This window comes from Streptomyces liliiviolaceus, assembly GCF_018070025.1.
In the GTDB taxonomy this organism is placed as follows: Bacteria; Actinomycetota; Actinomycetes; order Streptomycetales; family Streptomycetaceae; genus Streptomyces; species Streptomyces liliiviolaceus.
This window is the reverse complement of record NZ_JAGPYQ010000001.1, coordinates 3642925-3660935: the sequence shown is the minus strand read 5'-3', so window position 1 is coordinate 3660935 and position 18011 is coordinate 3642925. Positions and strand designations below refer to the sequence as shown.

Below are 18011 nucleotides of genomic sequence, written 5' to 3'. Positions count from 1 at the left end.
TTCTGCCACGCGCTAGCGGCGTGACGCGATCGCCTCGTACACCATCCCGACGAGCAGGTCGTCGGCGTCCCTGCGGCCGAACTCGGAGGCCGCGCGGGACATCTCGAACAGCCGGTGCGGATCGGCGAGCACGGGCAGGACATTGCCCTGGATCCAATGCGGCGTCAGTTCCGCGTCGTCGACCAGCAGTCCGCCGCCGGCCTTGACCACCGGCTGGGCGTTCAGCCGCTGTTCGCCGTTGCCGATGGGCAGCGGGACGTAGACGGCGGGGAGCCCGACGGCGGAGAGTTCGGCGACGGTCATCGCACCCGCGCGGCAGAGCATCATGTCGGCCGCGGCGTACGCGAGGTCCATCCGGTCCACGTACGGTACCGGGATGTACGGGGGCATCCCGGGCATCTGGTGGACCTGCGGCAGTTCGTTCTTCGGGCCGACCGCGTGCAGGATCTGGATACCGGCCTGCTGGAGGTACGGGGCGGTCTGCTCGATCACCTGGTTGAGGCGGCGGGCGCCCTGCGAGCCGCCGGAGACCAGCAGCGTCGGCAGGGAGGGGTCGAGCCCGAACGCGGCGCGGGCCTCGGGGCGCACGGCGGCCCGGTCGAGCGTGGCGATGGAGCGGCGCAGCGGGATGCCGATGTAGCGGGCGCCCCGCAGCTTGCTGTCCGGGGTGGAGACGGCGACCTGGGCCGCGTACCGGGAACCGATCTTGTTGGCGAGTCCCGGGCGGGCGTTGGCCTCGTGGACGATGATCGGGACGCCGAGGCGCTTGGCCGCGAGATAGCCGGGCAGGGCGACGTAGCCGCCGAAGCCGACGACCGCGTCCGCCTTGGTGCGCTCCAGGATCTGCTCGGCCGCCTTGATCGTGCCGCGCAGCCGTCCGGGGACGGTGATCAGCTCGGGGGTGGGCTTGCGCGGCAGCGGTACCGCGGGGATCAGCCCGAGTTCGTAGCCCCGTTCCGGTACGAGCCTGGTCTCAAGTCCGCGCTCCGTGCCCAGGGCCGTGATTCCCACGGTCGGGTCCTGCCTGCGCAGGGCGTCCGCGAGGGCGAGCGCGGGCTCGATGTGGCCGGCGGTCCCCCCACCGGCGAGTACGACATGCACCGAAATTCACCGCTCTCCGGACGAACGCGCCGAGGCACGCCGTCGCATCGTGTTCCACTTCCGAGGCCCCCGGACAGCGGAGCCTCTCACCGCAGCCCGCTTTCTGCCAAAGCGGGGTTGCCGCATCGCGAGTGCCGTCCGCGCAGCGGGATCCTCACGCGCGAAGGCGATCAGGAGCCCGATGGCGAACATGGTCGGCAACAGGGCGGAACCCCCGTAGGAGAACAGCGGGAGCGGGACTCCGGCGATCGGCAGCAGACCGAGCACCGCACCGATGTTGATCACGGCCTGGGCCGTGATCCAGGTGGTCACGCCACCCGCGGCGTACCTCACGAAGGGGTCCTCCGTGCGTCCGGCCACGCGGATACCCGCATAGCCTAGAGCCGCGAAGAGTGCGAGTACCGACAGAGTCCCCGCCAGACCGAGTTCCTCACCTGTGATCGCGAAGATGAAGTCGGTGTGGGCCTCGGGGAGTTGACCCCATTTCTCCACACTCGCCCCCAGGCCCGAGCCGAAGAGGCCGCCGGAGGCGAGGGCGTAGATGCCGTGCACGGCCTGCCAGCAGGAGTCGCCGGGCCCCGGTTCGGTGGCGCCGAGGCAGGCGAGGCGGGCCATACGGTTGGGGCTGGTCCTGATGAGGATCACGCCGAGGGTCAGCGCGATGGCGAGGACGCCGCCGAAGAGCCGGGTCGGTGCCCCCGCGAGCCACAGCAGGCCGAAGAGGATCGCGGTGAGGATGATCGCCGTGCCCATGTCGCCGCCGAGCATGATCAGCCCGAGCAGCATGAACGCCACGGGGACGAGCGGCACCAGCATGTGCTTCCACTGGGTCAGCAGCCGCTTGTCCTGCTTGCGGGCGAGCAGGTCGGCCCCCCACAGGACGAGGGCGAGCTTGCCGAACTCGCTGGGCTGGAGCTGGAAGGGGCCGCCGACCGAGATCCAGTTCTGGTTGCCGTTGACCGCGACTCCTATCCCCGGCACCTGGACGAGGATCATCAGGAAGACCGAGCCGAGCAGCATCGGGTACGCGAGCGCCCGGTGCAGCTTGGACGGCATCCGGGAGGCGGCCAGCAGCAACAGGCCGCCGAGCACGGCCGCGAGGAACTGCTTGCGGAAGAAGTAGCTTCCCGGCAGCGACAGCTGGAGCGCGGTGATCTGGGAGGCGGAGTACACCATCACCAGGCCGAGCACGGTGATCAGCAGGCTGCCGCCGAGGATCAGGTAGTACGCCGTCAGCGGCCGGTCCCAGGCACGGCGTGCGCGGCCGTAGAGGCGCACCACGGGGTTGTCGCGGGGCGGGCGGGGGGCCGGGGGCCGCCGGGGGGCCCGCTGGACGGGAGGACGGCCTGTACGGCTAGTGGGCACGACGGTCTCCCCTCGGGACGGGAGGGCGCACGGGTGCGGGACCGCACGGCGCGGTGCCACGGGCAGAGGGCTGTCGGTCCACCGACCACGATGGCGTCACGTGTCGCTCCCAAGGATCCCGGGCGCCCGGGCCGGCCAGGGGCCTGCCGTCAGGCGCCCGCGGCGCCGAGTTCGCGGACCGCTTCCGCGAACATGTCACCGCGCTGGTTGTAGTTGGCGAACATGTCCATGGAAGCGCAGGCCGGTGCCAGGAGCACCGTGTCGCCGGCGCGGGCGAGTCGTGCCGCCTCCTGGACCGCCGCGGGCATCGCACCAGTGTCGGTCCGGTCGAGCTCGACCACCGGTACTTCGGGCGCGTGTCGCGCGAGGGCTTCCCGGATGAGGGCCCGGTCCGCGCCGAAGAGCACGACGCCCCGCAGCCGCTTCGCGGACCGGACGACGAGTTCGTCGAAGGTCGCGCCTTTGGCGAGGCCGCCCGCGATCCACACGATCGACTCGTACGCGGCCAACGACGCTTCCGCGGCATGCGTGTTGGTGGCCTTGGAGTCGTCGACCCAGGCGACGCCGTCCACATCGGCCACGTGCTCGATGCGGTGGGCGTCGGGCCGGAAGGCCCTCAGACCGTCCCTGACGGCCTTGGGGGGCACTCCGAAGGCGCGGGCCAGGGCCGCCGCCGCGAGGGCGTTGGCGATGTTGTGCGGGGCGGGCGGGTCGACGTCCGCGATCTCCGCGAGTTCCTGGGCCTGCTTGTGCCGGTCCTCGACGAAGGCGCGGTCGACCAGGATGCCGTCGACGACGCCGAGTTGGGAGGGGCCGGGGGTGCCGAGCGTGAAGCCGACGGCCCGGCAGCCCTCCTCGACGTCCGCCGCGCGCACCAGGTCCTCGGTGGCCTTGTCGGCCACGTTGTAGACACAGGCCACCTGATTGCCCTCGTAGACGCGGCCCTTGTCGGCGGCGTACGCCTCCATGGAGCCGTGCCAGTCGAGGTGGTCGGGTGCGAGGTTCAGGACGGCCGCGGAGTGGGCGCGCAGCGAGGGTGCCCAGTGCAGCTGGTAGCTGGACAGTTCGACGGCGAGCACGTCGAGGTCGGCGTACTCCTCGTCGAGGCCCAGCACGACGTCGACGATCGGTGTGCCGATGTTGCCCACCGCGGCCGTACGCAGGCCCGCGGCGGCCAGGATCGAGGCGAGCATCCGGGTCGTGGTGGTCTTGCCGTTGGTGCCGGTGACGGCCAGCCAGGGGGCGGCCTTCCTGCCGTCGTGGCCGCGCAGTCGCCAGGCGATCTCGACGTCGCCCACGACGTCCACGCCCGCCTCCGCGGCGGCCTCGAAGAGGGGGCTGCCGGGCTTCCAGCCGGGCGAGGTGACCACCAGGTCGGTGCCCTCGGGCAGCGTGTCGGCGTCCGCGAGGCGTACCGCGATGCCCTGCTGTTCGAGGGGGACGGCCCGCTCCCGGTGCGCCGGGGAGTCGCCGCCGTCGACGACCGTGACCGACGCGCCGAGGCCGGCCAGGGCGCGGGCGGCGCTGATGCCGCTCACGCCGAGACCGGCGACGGTGATGTTCATGCCCTGCCAGGCGGAAGCGGTGGTCACTTCTTGGCTGCCCATCCCGCGTAGAAGAGGCCGAGTCCGACGATGACGCACATGCCCTGGATGATCCAGAAGCGGACCACCACAAGGACTTCGGACCACCCCTTGAGTTCGAAGTGGTGCTGCAGCGGTGCCATCCGGAAGACGCGTTTGCCGGTCAGCTTGAAGGAGCCGACCTGGATGACCACCGACATGGTGATGAGGACGAAGAGGCCGCCGAGCAGGGCGACCAGGATCTCCGTGCGGGAGCAGATCGCGAGGCCGGCGAGCGCGCCGCCGAGCGCCAGGGAACCGGTGTCCCCCATGAAGATCTTGGCGGGCGAGGTGTTCCACCACAGGAAGCCGAAGCAGGAGCCCATGAGGGCGGCGGCGACGACCGCGAGGTCGAGCGGGTCTCTCACCTCGTAACAGGCGCCCGGGTTGGTGAGGGTCTGCGCGTTGGCGCAGGACTCCTGGAACTGCCAGACGCCGATGAACGTGTAGGCGCCGAACACCATGGTCGCGGCGCCGGTGGCGAGGCCGTCCAGACCGTCCGTCAGGTTCACGCCGTTCGACATCGCGAGGATCATGAACAGCGCCCAGCCCACGAACAGCACCGGGCCGATGGACCAGCCGAAGTCCTGCACGAAGGAGAGCCTGGTGGAGGCCGGGGTGTTGTTGCGGTTGTCCGCGAACTGCAGGGCGAGGACGGCGAAGCCGATGCCGACGATCAGCTGGCCGGCCATCTTCGCCTTGGCCCGCAGGCCCAGCGAACGCCGCTTGACGATCTTGATGTAGTCGTCCAGGAAGCCGACCACGCCCATGCCCGTCATCAGGCCGAGCACCAGCAGTCCCGAGAAGGTCGGCGGCTTCCCCGTGATCACCTTGCTGAGGAAGTACGCCAGCAGCGTGGCCAGGATGAAGGCGATACCGCCCATGGTCGGCGTACCGCGCTTGGCGTGGTGCTCGCGCGGGCCGTCGTCACGGATGTACTGGCCGTAGCCCTTGCGGGCCAGCAGCTTGATCAGCAGCGGAGTACCGATCAGGGTCAGGAAGAGACCGATGACTCCCGCGAACAGGATCTGATTCATCATCGGACGGCGACCTCACCCTCGGTGCCCTCGACGAGCGCCTGCGCGACCCGTTCGAGACCGACCGACCGGGACGCCTTCACGAGTACGACGTCTCCCGGGCGCAGCTGACTGCGCAACAGGTCGACCGCCGACTGTGCGTCGGACACGTGCACCGACTCCTCACCCCACGAACCCTCGTTATATGCGCCCAGTTGCAGCCAGGACGCTTCCCTGCCCCCGACCGCGACGAGCTTGCTGACGTTGAGCCGGACGGCGAGCCGTCCGACCGCGTCGTGCTCGGCGAGCGCCTCGTCCCCGAGCTCGGCCATCTGACCGAGCACCGCCCAGGTCCGCCGCCCCTTGCCCATGGCCGCGAGCGCCCGCAGGGCGGCTCGCATGGACTCGGGGTTCGCGTTGTAGGCGTCGTTGACGACCGTCACGCCGTCCGGGCGCTCGGTGACCTCCATCCGCCAACGGGAGAGGGAGCCCGCCTCGGAGAGCGCGGTGGCGATCTCGTCTGCGGACATGCCCAGCTCATGGGCGACGGCGGCGGCGGCGAGCGCGTTCGACACGTGGTGCTCACCGTACAGGCGCATGGTCACTTCGCTGCACCCGGTGGGTGTGTGAAGGCTGAACGAGGGCTGTCCGTTCCCGGTGAGCCGCACGTTCTCGGCCCGTACGTCCGCTTCGTCGGACTCTCCGAAGAGGAGCACGCGTGCTTTCGTACGCGAGGCCATGGCCCGTACGAGGGGGTCGTCGGCGTTCAGGACGGCGGTTCCGTCCTCCGGGAGGCCCTCCACCAACTCGCCCTTGGCCTCGGCGATCTGCTCGCGGCCGCCGAACTCGCCGATGTGGGCGGTGCCGACGTTGAGGACGAGGCCGATCTTCGGGGGCGTCAGATCCGCGAGGTAGCGGATGTGGCCGATCCCGCGGGCGCCCATCTCCAGGACGAGGAAACGTGTTTCCTCGGTGGCGCTGAGCGCGGTGAGCGGCAGTCCGATCTCGTTGTTGAGCGAGCCGGGCGTGAAGACGGTCGGCGCCTTGGTGCGCAGCACCTGGGCGATCAGGTCCTTGGTGCTGGTCTTGCCCGCGGAGCCGGTGAGCGCGACCAGCGTCGCGCCGAGCCGCTCCACGACATGGCGCGCGAGGGCGCCCAGCGCCCGCTGGACGTCGTCCACGACGATGGCGGGCACCCCGACGGGCCGGGAGGCCAGAACGGCCACGGCGCCCGCCTCGACGACGGCCGCGGCGAAGTCGTGGCCGTCAACGCGCTCGCCCGCGAAGGCGACGAAGAGACTGCCTGGCCCGGCTTCCCGGGAGTCTCTGACGACCTGTCCGGTGACCTGGACCGACGTATCCGGTATGTCGTGGGTCTGCCCGCCGACGACTGAGGCGATCTCGGCGAGAGAGAGGGCGATCACAAGTTCATCCCTGGGTCTTCTGGATAGCTGCGCGGAGCACCTGGCGATCGTCGAAGGGACGGATCACCCCGGCGATGTCCTGGCCCTGTTCGTGGCCCTTGCCGGCGATCAGCACGGTGTCGCCCGGCTGTGCGCGGGCGACGGCCGCGGCGATCGCGGCGGCCCGGTCCTCGAAGACCTGGACCTCTCCGCGCTCGTGCGCCGGCACCTCGGCGGCGCCCGCGAGCATCGTGGCGAGGATGGCGAGGGGGTCCTCGCCGCGCGGGTTGTCCGAGGTCAGCGTGGCGGTGTCGGAGAGCCGGACCGCGGCGGCGCCCATCGGCATCCGCTTGGTCTTGTCCCGGTCGCCGCCGCAGCCGAGGACGATGTGCAGTCTGCCCTCGGTGACCTTACGCAGGGCCTTCAGGACGGATTCGACGGCGTCCGTCTTGTGCGCGTAGTCGACGACCGCGAGGTACGGCTGTCCGGCGTCCACGCGCTCCAGGCGGCCGGGCACGCCCGGTACGGCGGCGATGCCGTCGGCGGCGGTCTGCGGGTCGATCCCGGCGGCGGCGAGGGCGACGATCGCGGCGAGCGTGTTGGCCACGTTGAAGGTGCCCGCGAGCGGCGACTTGGCGGTGATGCGCTCGTCCTTGGGGCCGACCGCGACGAAGACCGAGTCCATCGGGCCGACCCGGACGTCCTCGGCGCGCCAGTCGGCGTCGGGGTGCCCCTCCGCGGAGAACGTCACCACGGGGACGCCGGACTCCTTGACGAGCCTGCGGCCGTATTCGTCGTCGAGGTTGACCACGCCGAGCCTGCTGCGCTCCGGCGTGAACAGCTGCGCCTTGGCCTGGAAGTAGTCCTCCATGCCCGAGTGGAACTCCATGTGTTCCGGGCTGAGGTTGTTGAAGACCGCGATGTCGAAGACGCAGCCGTCGACCCGGCCGAGGACCAGGGCGTGGCTGGAGACCTCCATGACGACCGCCTCGACACCGCGCTCGCGCATGACCGCGAACAGCGCCTGGAGGTCGGTGGCCTCGGGGGTGGTGCGCTCCGACTTGATGCGCTCGTCACCGATGCGCATCTCCACGGTGCCGATCAGACCGGTGCTGCGGACGCCCTTGAGGCCGCCCTCGACGAGGTACGCCGTGGTGGTCTTGCCGGACGTGCCGGTGATGCCGATCTGCAGCAGGTCGCGGCCGGGGTGGCCGTAGATGGAGGCGGCCAGCTCGCCCATCGATCCGCGCGGGTCGTCCACGACGAGGACCGGCAGGCCGGTGGCGCGGGCCCGGTCGGCTCCCGTCGGGTCGGTCAGCACGGCGACGGCGCCGAGGCCGGCGGCCTGCGTCACGAAGTCGGCGCCGTGCATCCGGGCGCCGGGCAGCGCGGCGTAGACGTCGCCCGGCCGGACGGCGCGGGAGTCATGGGTGATGCCCGTGACCCCGGCGGCGTCCGCGGCGCTTCCTGGGTGGTCCGCACCCAGCTGACCGGCGAGCTCCGCGAGGGGTGTGGCGGGGTTCTGAACCGGTCGCGGCGGCCCCGGATATGTCACAGGGACGCCCTTCTGGGTGGTTTGGGACTGATCGGCGTGTGGCACGGCGGTGAGCGTACCGGGCACACCCCCGCCGGAGCGAAGCGAGGGGCGTGGCGGGGCGGACGGCGGGCCGTCGTTGCCGGAGTCGGGAGTGATCGTTGTCACGAGCTTGTTCCTGGTCGGTGTTCCGGGCGGTGCACGGGGTGTCCCGGGCAGTGCCGAGGGGTGCCGGTGAAGGCGTGGCCGGCGTCGGTCAGGGCGTGAAGGTGACGGGGAGTCTGTCGGCGGTGTCGCCGGTGGGCGGTACCTGGAGGGTCTTCAGTGCGAATTCCAGGACCTCCTTGTAGACGGGTCCGCAGATCTGGCCGCCGAAGTAGCTGCCCTTGGTGGCGTTCTGGATGGCGCAGTACACGGTGACGCGGGGGTTGTCGGCGGGCGCGAATCCCGCGAAGGACGAGGTGTAGCCGCGGTAGCGGCCGGTGGCCGGATCCACACGGTTGGCCGTGCCGGTCTTGCCCGCCACGCGGTAGCCGGGGATACGCGCCTTGGTGCCGGTGCCCTCCTCGTCGTCCACGACGGACTCCAGCATGTGCGCCAGGGTCTTCGCAGTCTTCTCGCTGACGACTCTTGTCTTCTTTGGCTCGGCGGCCGGGGTGAATCGTCCGTCGGCTCCCTTCGTGCCGCGGACGAGCGTCGGTTCCACGCGTACGCCGCCGTTGGCGATCGTCGAGTAGACGGAGGCCGCCTGCATCGCGTTGACGGACACGCCCTGGCCGAAAGGAATCGTGTACTGCTGGGAGGTCGACCACTGGTCGGCGGGGGCGAGGATGCCCTTGGTCTCGCCGGGGAAGTCCAGGCCGGTGTAGCCGCCGATGCCGAACTTGCGCAGGTAGGAGTAGAGGACCTTGTTGGCCGCCGCCTGCGTCTTGCCGAGCTGTCCGGTGGCCAGGATGGTGCCGATGTTGCTGGACTTGGCGAGGACGCCGTTGAGCGTCAGGTACCAGGTCGGGTGGTCGATGTCGTCCTTGAAGAGCCGGTCGCCGCGGTGCAGCCGGTTGGGCACGGTGACGTGCGTGCCGGGGGTGGCGGCGCCCTCCTCCAGGACGGCTGCCATCGACATCACCTTGGCGGTGGAGCCGGGCTCGTACGCGTCCTCCAGGCCCCAGTTGTGCAGGGCTCCCCCGTCGGCCTCGGACAGGTCGTTCGGGTCGAAGCCGGGCGAGTTGGCCATCGCGAGGATCTCGCCGGTCCTGTTGTCCTGCACTATGACGTACCCGCGGTCCGCCTTGGACTTCCCGACCTGCTCGGCGATGGCGTGCTGCGCGGCCCACTGGATGTCGCGGTCGATCGTCAGCTCCACCTCCGAGCCGGCCACCGCGGGCTTCTCGGTGGAACCGGCGGTCGGGACCTGCCGTCCGCCGGACTGGGCGTAGCGGATCTCGCCGTCCTTGCCGGACAGGTCTCCGTTGAGCTGCTGCTCGATGCCGCCGCCGCCCTTGCCGTCGGCGTTGACCCAGCCCAGTATCCCGGCGCCGAGATCGCCGTTCGGGTAGACCCGCTTGCTGCTGGGCTCCTGGAGGACGCCCGCCAGGATGTTCGCGGGGCCGCCTTCGCCTGCCTTCTCGGCGAGGGTGCTCTTGAGGTCCTTGATCTGCGTCCAGACCTGGGGGGTCTGGCGGCGGGCGAGCACTACGTAGCGGGTCTTCTTCGTCCGGAGCTTGGCGGCGAGTTCGTCGGTGTCCTTGCCGAGGATCGGGCCGAGCAGGGCGGCGGCCTGCTCGGGGGCGTCGCCGGTCTTCGTCGCCTTCTTCGTGAAGAGCGTGGGGTCGGCGGTGATGTCGTTGGCGTCCACGCTGATCGCCAGGTCGACGCCGTTGCGGTCGGTGATCCCGCCGCGCGCGGCGGCCAGGGTGCGGCTGAGGTACCGGTTCTTCTCCGCCTTGGCGGTGTACTCGCTCGCGTCGACCGCCTGCACCTGGAGGAGCCGCACGACGAAGGCGATCAGTACGAGGGCCAGGGCGAGGCTGACCAGGCGCAGCCGCGGGCGGGGGCTGCCCAGCCGGATGACGCGCGGCGCCTTGGTGCGGGGCTGCGCGGGGCGGCGGGCGGGCCGCGCGCCGGGTCCGGGGCGGCGCTGGCTGCCGGGTTTGGCGGGGCGGGCGGACCCGCCGGGTTTCGAGGACCGGGCGGGCGCGGGCACCCTGCGGCGCGGGGGTTCCCTGTCGGACACTTCCGTCACCTGCCGGGGGTCGTAGAGGTCGGCGTGGGCTGCGCGGCGGTCTCCGTGGCCGGCTCAGGCTCCCCGGTGCCCGCCGGGGGCTCGGTGGCCGTCGAGTCGGGCTCGGTGGCCGTCGAGGCGGGCTCCGGGGACGTCGCGGCCGGTTCCGGGGTGAGCGCCTCGGGCGGCCGGATCACGGGCACGCGCACGGACGACTGCTCGGCGGCCGCGCTGGGGACACCGCGGACGGTGCCGTCGGGATTCAGGAAGGCCGGGTCGCCGCCGGGCACCATGCCGAGTTCGCGGGCGCGGCGCTGGAGGGCGTCGGGGGCGGAGTAGGCGTCCACGTCACGCTGGAGCGCCTGTTCCTCGTCGGTGAGGCTCTTGGTGTCCTTCTGGAGGTCGTCGAGCTGGAACGATCCCTCGCTGAGGGCGGAGTTCAGCACCAGGAGCCCGATGAGGCCGCCGCCGAGCAGCAGCACGACCAGGAGGACGAAGGGGGTACGGGCGGCCTGTCCGGAGCCGGTCGGGAAGAGCCGCGCGAGCCGGGCCGCTCTCCCCCTCAGTTCGGGTTTCCTATTCACTCACCCTCCAGGTGAGTTCGGGTTCCTGGCCGGTGGGTCCGGGTTTCCGGCCCCTGTGCCCGGTGAGTTCGGTCGTCCACCTCACGCGCCGTTCCGTCACTCGGCGTCCTCCCTGATGCGCTGCGCCCCGCGCAGCCGCGCGGGAGCGGCCCGCCGGTTCTCCGCGACCTCTTCCTCGGTGGGGAGTTCGGCACCGCGCGTGAGGAGCTTGAGCCGGGGCTGGTAGCGCTCGGGGACGACCGGCAGTCCGGGCGGCGCGGTGGTGGCGGCGCCCGCCGCGAACACCTGCTTGACCAGCCGGTCCTCCAGGGAGTGGTACGACAGCACGGCGATCCGGCCGCCGACGGCGAGCGCCTTCACGGCGGCAGGGATCGCCCTCTCCAGGACGGTGAGTTCGCCGTTGACCTCGATGCGCAGCGCCTGGAACGTGCGCTTGGCGGGGTTGCCGCCGGTGCGCTTGGCCGCCTGCGGCAGGGAGTCGCGGATCAGCTCGACGAGCCGCGCGCTGTTGGTGAACGGCTCCTTGTCGCGCTCGCGGACGACCGCGGACACGATCCGCTTGGCCTGCTTCTCCTCGCCGTACGCCCGCAGGATCCGTACGAGTTCGCCGGGCGCGTACGTGTTGAGCACCTCGGCCGCGCTGATCCCGGTCGTCTGGTCCATGCGCATGTCGAGCGGCGCGTCCTGGGCGTAGGCGAAGCCGCGGTCCGCCTCGTCGAGCTGCATGGAGGAGACGCCCAGGTCGAACAGGACGCCCTGGACGCTCGCGAGGCCCAGGCGGTCGAGCACGTCGGGGAGTTCGTCGTAGACCGCGTGCACCAGCTCGGCCCGGTCGCCGAAGGGCGCGAGCCGTTCTCCGGAGAGGCGCAGTGCCTCCTTGTCGCGGTCGAGGGCGATCAGACGGGCCTCGGGGAAGCGGGCGAGCAGGGCCTCGCTGTGGCCGCCGAGGCCGAGGGTGCAGTCGACGACCACGGCTCCCGGTGCCTCCAGTGCGGGGGCCAGCATGTCCAGGCACCGCTGGAGCATCACCGGGACATGTCGACTCTGGCTCAAGGGGCCCTCTCAGGTCCGCGCGGCCGGTACGCACCGCCGGGTCCCCGCCCGCCCGCGACCGTCACGGGTGACGCCCCCCGGCTTGCCGAGGGGAAGGCCTGCCGGCGCCGGAAGCGTCAGCCGACCGGAAGCGGGAGGAGGCCGAGCCGTACGTACGCGCCGCGCACGCGGGGAGATCCCGGCATGTCGCCGGGCCTCCGGGGTTTAGCAGTCCAGCAGGGAGGACAACTCGCCTCCCGCTTCGCGTCACTTTAGTCCACGGTGTCTCGCGGTCAATGAACCGGCCTGCGCGTCGCGGCTCTCACCCGCGATCAAGCGAAAACCTGGTGTTTTCCACCCGAACGGGTGCACTCGGTCCACCCTTGTGGGTTACCTCACAACAACGCTCATTGATGTTCTTTGTCCCCTCTCACAACGGGCCCGAACGGCACGTGCCCCTTACCGTCATAGGTATGACGACTTCCGCATCCGTTCCCACCGAGCCCGAGGACGCCACGGCCCGCCCCGGCACCGTCACGGACCGCCTGGTCGACGCCAACGGGAGGTACGCCGACGCGTTCACCGATCCGGGCATGGACGCCCGGCCGGTCCTGCGCGTCGCGGTCGTGGCCTGCATGGACGCCCGGCTCGACCTGCACGCCGCACTCGGCCTTGAGCTCGGCGACTGTCACACCATCCGCAACGCGGGAGGCGTCGTCACCGACGACGTGATCCGCTCCCTCACCATCAGCCAGCGCGCGCTCGGCACCCGCAGCGTCGTGCTCATCCATCACACCGGCTGCGGCCTGGAGTCCCTCACCGAGGAGTTCCGCCACGATCTGGAGATGGAGGTCGGCCAGCGCCCGGCGTGGGCGGTCGAGGCGTTCCGCGACGTCGAACAGGACGTCCGGCAGTCCATGCAGCGCGTGCGGACCTCCCCGTTCCTTCTGCACTCCGACGACGTACGTGGTTTTGTGTTCGACGTGAAGACGGGCCTCCTGAGTGAGATAGACCCCACCTGACGCCAGTGGGACCCGGCCATAAAGCGCAAGAGCCGACATATCACGGCCAGTTATCCACAGGCGGATGACACGAACCGGTAACGGCAACAAGAATGCGTGTGTGGCGTCGCGCGGAACTTTTCACGCGTGGCGTCCGTGTTCGGGGTGGGCCGGTTCGCATCGCAGCGTGTCGGCCCGGAGAAAGAACGGGCCGAGGAGGGCCGGGTGACGACCTATGACGATCGAGCGAGCCTCACAGATCTGACCGCCACTGTGGAGAGAGTCCGCAGTTCGGTGGAGGAAGTGATCGAGGGCAAGCCTGAGGTCGTACGGCTTTCGCTGACCGTACTGCTCGCCGAGGGACATCTGCTCATCGAGGATGTCCCCGGCGTCGGCAAGACCATGCTGGCCAAAGCACTCGCGCGGTCCATCGACTGCTCGGTGCGACGTATTCAGTTCACGCCCGACCTGCTGCCCTCGGACATCACCGGGGTGTCCATCTGGGACCAGCAGAACAGGGAGTTCGAGTTCAAACCGGGGGCGATCTTCGCGCAGATCGTGATCGGCGACGAGATCAACCGCGCGTCGCCCAAGACCCAGTCGGCGCTCCTGGAGTCCATGGAGGAGCGCCAGGTCACCATCGACGGGCACACCTACGAGCTGCCCAGCCCCTTCATGGTGGTGGCCACGCAGAACCCGGTCGAGATGGAGGGCACCTATCCCCTGCCGGAGGCGCAGCGGGACCGATTCATGGCCCGGGTCTCCATCGGCTATCCCAGCGCCGACGCCGAGTTGCAGATGCTCGACATCCACGGCGGGGCCTCCCCGCTGGACGACCTGCAGCCGGTGGCGCACGCGCACGAGATCGTCAAGCTCATCGACGCGGTCCGCACGGTCCACGTCGCCGAACCGGTCCGCCGGTACGCGGTCGACCTGGTCGGTGCCACGCGCAGCCACCCGGACCTGAGACTCGGCGCCTCGCCGCGCGCGACGCTCCATCTGCTGCGCGCCGCGAAGGCCTCCGCCGCTCTGAGCGGCCGGGACTACGCACTGCCGGACGACGTGCAGGCTCTCGCCGTGGCGGTCCTGGCACACCGGCTGCTGCCCACCGCCCAGGCCCAGTTGAACCGTCGTACGGCCGAGCAGGTCGTCCTGGAGATCCTCCAGCGCACGGCCGTGCCCGCGGCGCCCCCGGCGCCGGGCGGCCCGGCGATGGGCCGGGGCACGTCCGCCTTCGGCCAGCAGCCGCCCCGGAGGCTGTGATGACGGGCGGGGGGATGCCCGCGGCGTCCGCGGAGGAGGACCGGGGCGGGATGCGCACGGCTCTCGCCGGGCTCACCACCCGCGGGCGGTCGTTCCTGGCCGCCGGCATCGCGGCCGCCGTCTGCGCGTACGTCCTGGGGCAGAGCGATCTGCTCCGGGTCGGACTCCTGCTCGCCGTCCTGCCGCTGATCTGCACGGCCGTGCTGTACCGCACGCGCTACCGGGTCGCCGGCAGCCGCCGGCTCTCCCCCGCGCGGGTGCCGGCCGGCTCCGAGGCACGGGTCCATCTGCGGATGGACAACGTCTCGCGGCTGCCCACCGGGCTGCTGATGCTCCAGGACCGGGTGCCGTACGTGCTGGGGCCGCGGCCCCGCTTCGTCCTGGACCGGGTCGAGGCGGTCGGCCGGCGCGAGGTGTCGTACCGCGTGCGTTCGGACCTGCGCGGGCGCTACCCGCTGGGCCCGTTGCAACTGCGGCTCAGCGACCCCTTCGGCATGTGCGAGCTGACCCGTTCCTTCTCCACCTTCGACACCCTCACCGTCGTCCCGCGCGTGGAGCCCCTGCCGCCGGTCCGGCTGACCGGCGAGGCGAAGGGGTACGGCGACGGGCGGCAGCGCTCGCTCGCGCTGGCGGGCGAGGACGACGTGATCCCGCGCGGGTACCGCTACGGCGACGACCTGCGCAGGGTCCACTGGCGGCTGACCGCGCGGTACGGCGAGCTGATGGTGCGCCGCGAGGAGCAGCCGCAGCGGTCCCGCTGCACGGTGCTCCTCGACACCCGGGGCATCGCCTTCGACGGCGCGGGCCCCGACTCGGCCTTCGAATGGGCCGTCTCCGGCACCGCGTCGACGCTGGTGCACATGCTCGAACGGGGCTTCTCGGTACGTCTGTTGACCGACACCGGGACCTCGGTGCCCGGCGAGGGCGCCGACGGGTTCGCCGGGGCCAGCCAGGAGTCGGCGGACGCGGCGGGGCTGATGATGGACACCCTCGCGGTGATCGACCACTCCGACGGTACGGGCCTGTCCCGGGCGTACGAAGTGCTGCGCGGCGGCAACGAAGGACTGCTGGTGGCCTTCCTCGGCGACCTGGACGAGGAGCAGGCGTCGGTGCTCGCCAAGATGCGCCAGCGCAGTGGCGGGGCGATCGCCTTCCTGCTGGACAGCGGGGCATGGGTGCGGGGCACCCCCGACGAACAGGGCGAGGAGTGGCTTCGGATGCTGCGTGAGGCGGGCTGGACCGCTGTGGCCGTCCCACCGGGCGTCGGCCTGGCCGACCTGTGGCGGGAGGCGGACCGACAGCGCAACGGGGTCGCGTCCACGGGCAGCACGGCGGGAGGCGGTCTCTCATGAGCGGGCGCGCGCGACTGGCGCTGTGCGCCGCGGCGGCGACCCTGATGGCGTCCTGCGCGCTGCTGCCGCTGGTCGATCCGGCGAGCTGGTTCCTCCAGGCGGCGTTCCTGGTCGCGGTGCAGACCGCGGTGGGCGCGGCGGCCCGGCGGGTGCCGCTCGCACGGCCGCTGACGATCGCGGTCCAGGCACTCGTGACCCTGATGCTGCTGACCCTGTCGTTCGCCCGGGAGCACGCCATAGCCGGGCTGCTGCCCGGCCCCGATGTCTTCCGTTACTTCGGCGAGCTGCTGCAGGCGGGCGCCGACGACGTCAGCAGGTACTCGATCCCGGCGCCGCTCTCCGACGGCATCCGTCTGATGATGGTCGGCGGGGTCGTGGTGATCGGCCTCGCGGTGGACGCGCTCGCGGTGACGTTCCGCAGCGCCGCCCCCGCCGGGCTGCCGCTGCTCGCGCTGTACTCCGTCGCCGCGGGTCTCGCGGACGGCGGCGCCGGATGGATCTGGTTCCTGCTGGCGGCCACCGGATATCTGGTGCTGCTGCTGGCCGAGGGACGTGACCGGCTCTCGCAGTGGGGGCGCGTCTTCGGCGGCGGGCCCCGCACACCGGGCGGGGATCCCTCGGGCAGCCCGACCGCGCCGGTCCGTACGGGACGGCGCATCGGCGCCGTCGCGCTCGGCGTCGCACTGGTCGTCCCGCTCGCCCTGCCCGCGCTCGACGGCGGGCTGCTGGACGCCGCTCGCACGGGCGTCGCCGCGGGTTCCGGCGGGGGCAACACGATCTCCGCGGTGAACCCGCTGGTCTCGCTCAGCGACAGCCTGAACGTGGACGAGGACCGCGAGGTCATGTCCTACCGCACCAACTCCGAGGAGACGCAGAACCTCTATCTGCGGATCGTCTCGCTCGACGAGTTCGACGGCACGGCGTGGAAGCCCGCGAAGCGTCATGTCGAGGACGTGCCGGGGTCGTTCCCGACACCGCCCGGCCTCAGTGACGACGTCCAGCGCACCGAGGTGCAGACGAGGATCTCGGCGGCCGACTGGTACGCGCAGGACTGGCTGCCGCTGCCCTACCCGGCCAGCCAGGTGGGCATCAACGGCAAGTGGCGCTTCGAGCCGGTGGGCCGCACGCTCGTCGGCGACCACGGCCAGACGACCCGCGGCCAGGAGTACACGGTCAAGAGCCTGATCGTGCAGCCGACCGCGGATCAGCTCGCGAACGCGCCCGAGGCGCCGGAGGTGCTGAGGCGCGAGTTCACCAAGGTGCCGAACTCGCTGCCGCCGGTGGTGGCCACGACGGCACGGGAGATCACGGCGGACGCGGCCAACGACTACGAGCGCGCGGTGAAGCTGCAGGACTGGTTCGCCCTGGAGGGCGGCTTCACGTACGACACGGAGGTGAAGGTCGGCAGCGGCTCCCAGGCGATAGCGCGTTTCCTCAGGGACAAGGAGGGCTTCTGCGTCCACTTCTCCTTCGCGATGGCCTCCATGGCCCGCACGCTGGGCATACCGGCCCGGGTCGCGGTGGGCTTCACGCCCGGTTCGCCCAAGTCGGACGGCACGATGTCGGTGGGCCTGCGGGACGCGCACGCCTGGCCCGAGCTGTACTTCGAGGGCGTGGGCTGGACCCGCTTCGAGCCGACGCCGAACCGGGGCTCGGTCCCCGAGTACACCCGCACGGACACGCCCGGCGCGACCGTCCCCGACCCGGACGCGCCGTCGCGTTCCTCGTCCACGGCGCCCTCCGCCGCCCCTTCGGGGAGCGAGGAGTGCTCGGCGGCCGAGAAGAAGCTGGAGCAGCCCTGCGCCAGCGACTCCCCGCAGGCGGCGTTCGGCGCGACGAACGACGATCCGCCGTGGTGGCTGTCCCTGCTCCTGTGGCTCGCGGGCGGACTCGCCGTGGGCACGCTGCCGCTGCTGCCGATGCTGTGGCGGATGCGGACCCGGTCGGTGCGGCTCGGTTCGCACAACTGGCTCACCGCGGACACCGGAGGGGCCGCGTCGGCGGCCGGGCAGGACGACGGTGCCGGCGGGGCGCGGGACGTCCGGCTCGAATCGCACGGCCGGGGCGAGGCCCGTACCGCGGCCGTCGCGCTGGAGGCCTGGCAGGAGGTCAGTGACACGGCGTGGGACTTCGGTATTCCGCCCGACGAGTCGCAGACTCCGCGCAAGGCGGCGGCGCGGATCGTCCGCGTCGGGCATCTGGAGCCGGAGGCCGCGGCCTCCGTCCACCGGATCGCCGACGCGGTGGAGCAGGTCCTGTACGCGCCTGCCCCCCGGCCGACCCCGGGGTTGAGCGCCGATGTCCGCCGGATGACCCAGGGCCTGCGGGCCACCGCCAGCCGCGGCACGCGCCTGCGCGCACTGCTCGCACCGCGCTCGTCCGTCCGGGTGGTGTGGGCGGCCTCCGCGAGGTGGCACGCGCTGAAGTACCGCGCCGCGGCCCGCTGGACGGCCCTGCTCCGCCGCCCGTCGGAACAGGGCGGCAGCGGGGGCTGACCGACTGCCGAACCGAGGCAGC

13 protein-coding genes are annotated in these 18011 nt (G+C 71.6%); 4 read left to right on the top strand and 9 right to left on the bottom strand.

Going from position 1 to position 18011, the window contains the following annotated elements; all coding sequences use genetic code 11:
• Positions 1-12 precede the first annotated feature (12 nt).
• The 9 genes from murG to rsmH all read right to left on the bottom strand — a co-directional run bounded on the left by murG (position 13) and on the right by rsmH (position 11899).
• Positions 13-1101: an undecaprenyldiphospho-muramoylpentapeptide beta-N-acetylglucosaminyltransferase gene (murG, locus tag J8N05_RS15985; protein ID WP_210883459.1), complete on the bottom strand. Its 1089-nt coding sequence runs from the start codon at positions 1099-1101 to the stop codon at positions 13-15.
• Between the two features lie 6 nt (positions 1102-1107).
• Entirely contained in the window at positions 1108-2466 is a 1359-nt protein-coding gene (gene ftsW, locus J8N05_RS15980) for a putative lipid II flippase FtsW (protein ID WP_210883458.1), read from the bottom strand.
• A 149-nt stretch (positions 2467-2615) separates the two neighbouring features.
• A complete protein-coding gene (murD, locus tag J8N05_RS15975) occupies positions 2616-4073 on the bottom strand; it encodes a UDP-N-acetylmuramoyl-L-alanine--D-glutamate ligase (RefSeq protein WP_210883455.1) in 1458 nt (485 codons plus the stop codon).
• Positions 4055-5125 carry a phospho-N-acetylmuramoyl-pentapeptide-transferase gene (gene mraY / locus J8N05_RS15970; protein ID WP_210890207.1) on the bottom strand — a complete coding sequence of 357 codons (1071 nt, stop codon included), beginning with the start codon at positions 5123-5125 and terminating at the stop codon, positions 4055-4057. The genes murD and mraY overlap by 19 nt, the downstream gene beginning before the upstream one ends.
• The gene (locus J8N05_RS15965; RefSeq protein ID WP_210883453.1) at positions 5125-6528 is read right to left on the bottom strand and encodes a UDP-N-acetylmuramoyl-tripeptide--D-alanyl-D-alanine ligase; all 1404 of its coding nucleotides are present in this window, start codon (positions 6526-6528) and stop codon (positions 5125-5127) included. Before J8N05_RS15965 ends, mraY begins: the two co-directional genes overlap by 1 nt.
• A 4-nt stretch (positions 6529-6532) precedes the next feature.
• Positions 6533-8209: a UDP-N-acetylmuramoyl-L-alanyl-D-glutamate--2,6-diaminopimelate ligase gene (locus J8N05_RS15960; RefSeq protein WP_210883451.1), complete on the bottom strand. Its 1677-nt coding sequence runs from the start codon at positions 8207-8209 to the stop codon at positions 6533-6535.
• A gap of 88 nt (positions 8210-8297) precedes the next feature.
• Positions 8298-10274 (bottom strand): peptidoglycan D,D-transpeptidase FtsI family protein, encoded by a 1977-nt coding sequence (locus J8N05_RS15955; protein ID WP_282108150.1) that lies wholly within the window; start codon positions 10272-10274, stop codon positions 8298-8300.
• A 5-nt stretch (positions 10275-10279) separates the two neighbouring features.
• Positions 10280-10846 carry an FtsB family cell division protein gene (locus tag J8N05_RS15950; RefSeq protein WP_210883446.1) on the bottom strand — a complete coding sequence of 189 codons (567 nt, stop codon included), beginning with the start codon at positions 10844-10846 and terminating at the stop codon, positions 10280-10282.
• Positions 10847-10942: 96 nt separating this feature from the next.
• Complete coding sequence (gene rsmH, locus J8N05_RS15945; RefSeq protein WP_210883444.1) at positions 10943-11899, bottom strand: 16S rRNA (cytosine(1402)-N(4))-methyltransferase RsmH; 957 nt, start codon at positions 11897-11899, stop codon at positions 10943-10945.
• A gap of 452 nt (positions 11900-12351) precedes the next feature.
• Here rsmH and J8N05_RS15940 point away from each other — a divergent pair, with 452 nt between their 5' ends.
• From J8N05_RS15940 to J8N05_RS15925, 4 genes are all read left to right on the top strand, one after another.
• Entirely contained in the window at positions 12352-12900 is a 549-nt protein-coding gene (locus tag J8N05_RS15940; RefSeq protein ID WP_210883442.1) for a beta-class carbonic anhydrase, read from the top strand.
• Between the two features lie 204 nt (positions 12901-13104).
• On the top strand, positions 13105-14142 hold the full coding sequence (locus tag J8N05_RS15935) for an AAA family ATPase (protein ID WP_210883440.1): 1038 nt from the start codon (positions 13105-13107) through the stop codon (positions 14140-14142).
• Positions 14142-15494, top strand: coding sequence for a DUF58 domain-containing protein (locus J8N05_RS15930; RefSeq protein WP_210883437.1), 1353 nt, complete (start codon positions 14142-14144; stop codon positions 15492-15494). Before J8N05_RS15935 ends, J8N05_RS15930 begins: the two co-directional genes overlap by 1 nt.
• Complete coding sequence (locus J8N05_RS15925) at positions 15491-17989, top strand: transglutaminase TgpA family protein (protein WP_210883434.1); 2499 nt, start codon at positions 15491-15493, stop codon at positions 17987-17989. Before J8N05_RS15930 ends, J8N05_RS15925 begins: the two co-directional genes overlap by 4 nt.
• Positions 17990-18011 lie beyond the last annotated feature (22 nt).

Excerpts from the sequence above, each read along its gene's own strand:
- J8N05_RS15930 (WP_210883437.1), top strand. The coding sequence starts at position 14,142 with ATGACGGGCGGGGGGATGCCCGCGGCGTCCGCGGAGGAGGACCGGGGC.
- mraY (WP_210890207.1), bottom strand. The coding sequence starts at position 5,125 with ATGAATCAGATCCTGTTCGCGGGAGTCATCGGTCTCTTCCTGACCCTG.
- J8N05_RS15940 (WP_210883442.1), top strand. The coding sequence starts at position 12,352 with ATGACGACTTCCGCATCCGTTCCCACCGAGCCCGAGGACGCCACGGCC.
- murD (WP_210883455.1), bottom strand. The coding sequence starts at position 4,073 with ATGGGCAGCCAAGAAGTGACCACCGCTTCCGCCTGGCAGGGCATGAAC.
- J8N05_RS15925 (WP_210883434.1), top strand. The coding sequence starts at position 15,491 with ATGAGCGGGCGCGCGCGACTGGCGCTGTGCGCCGCGGCGGCGACCCTG.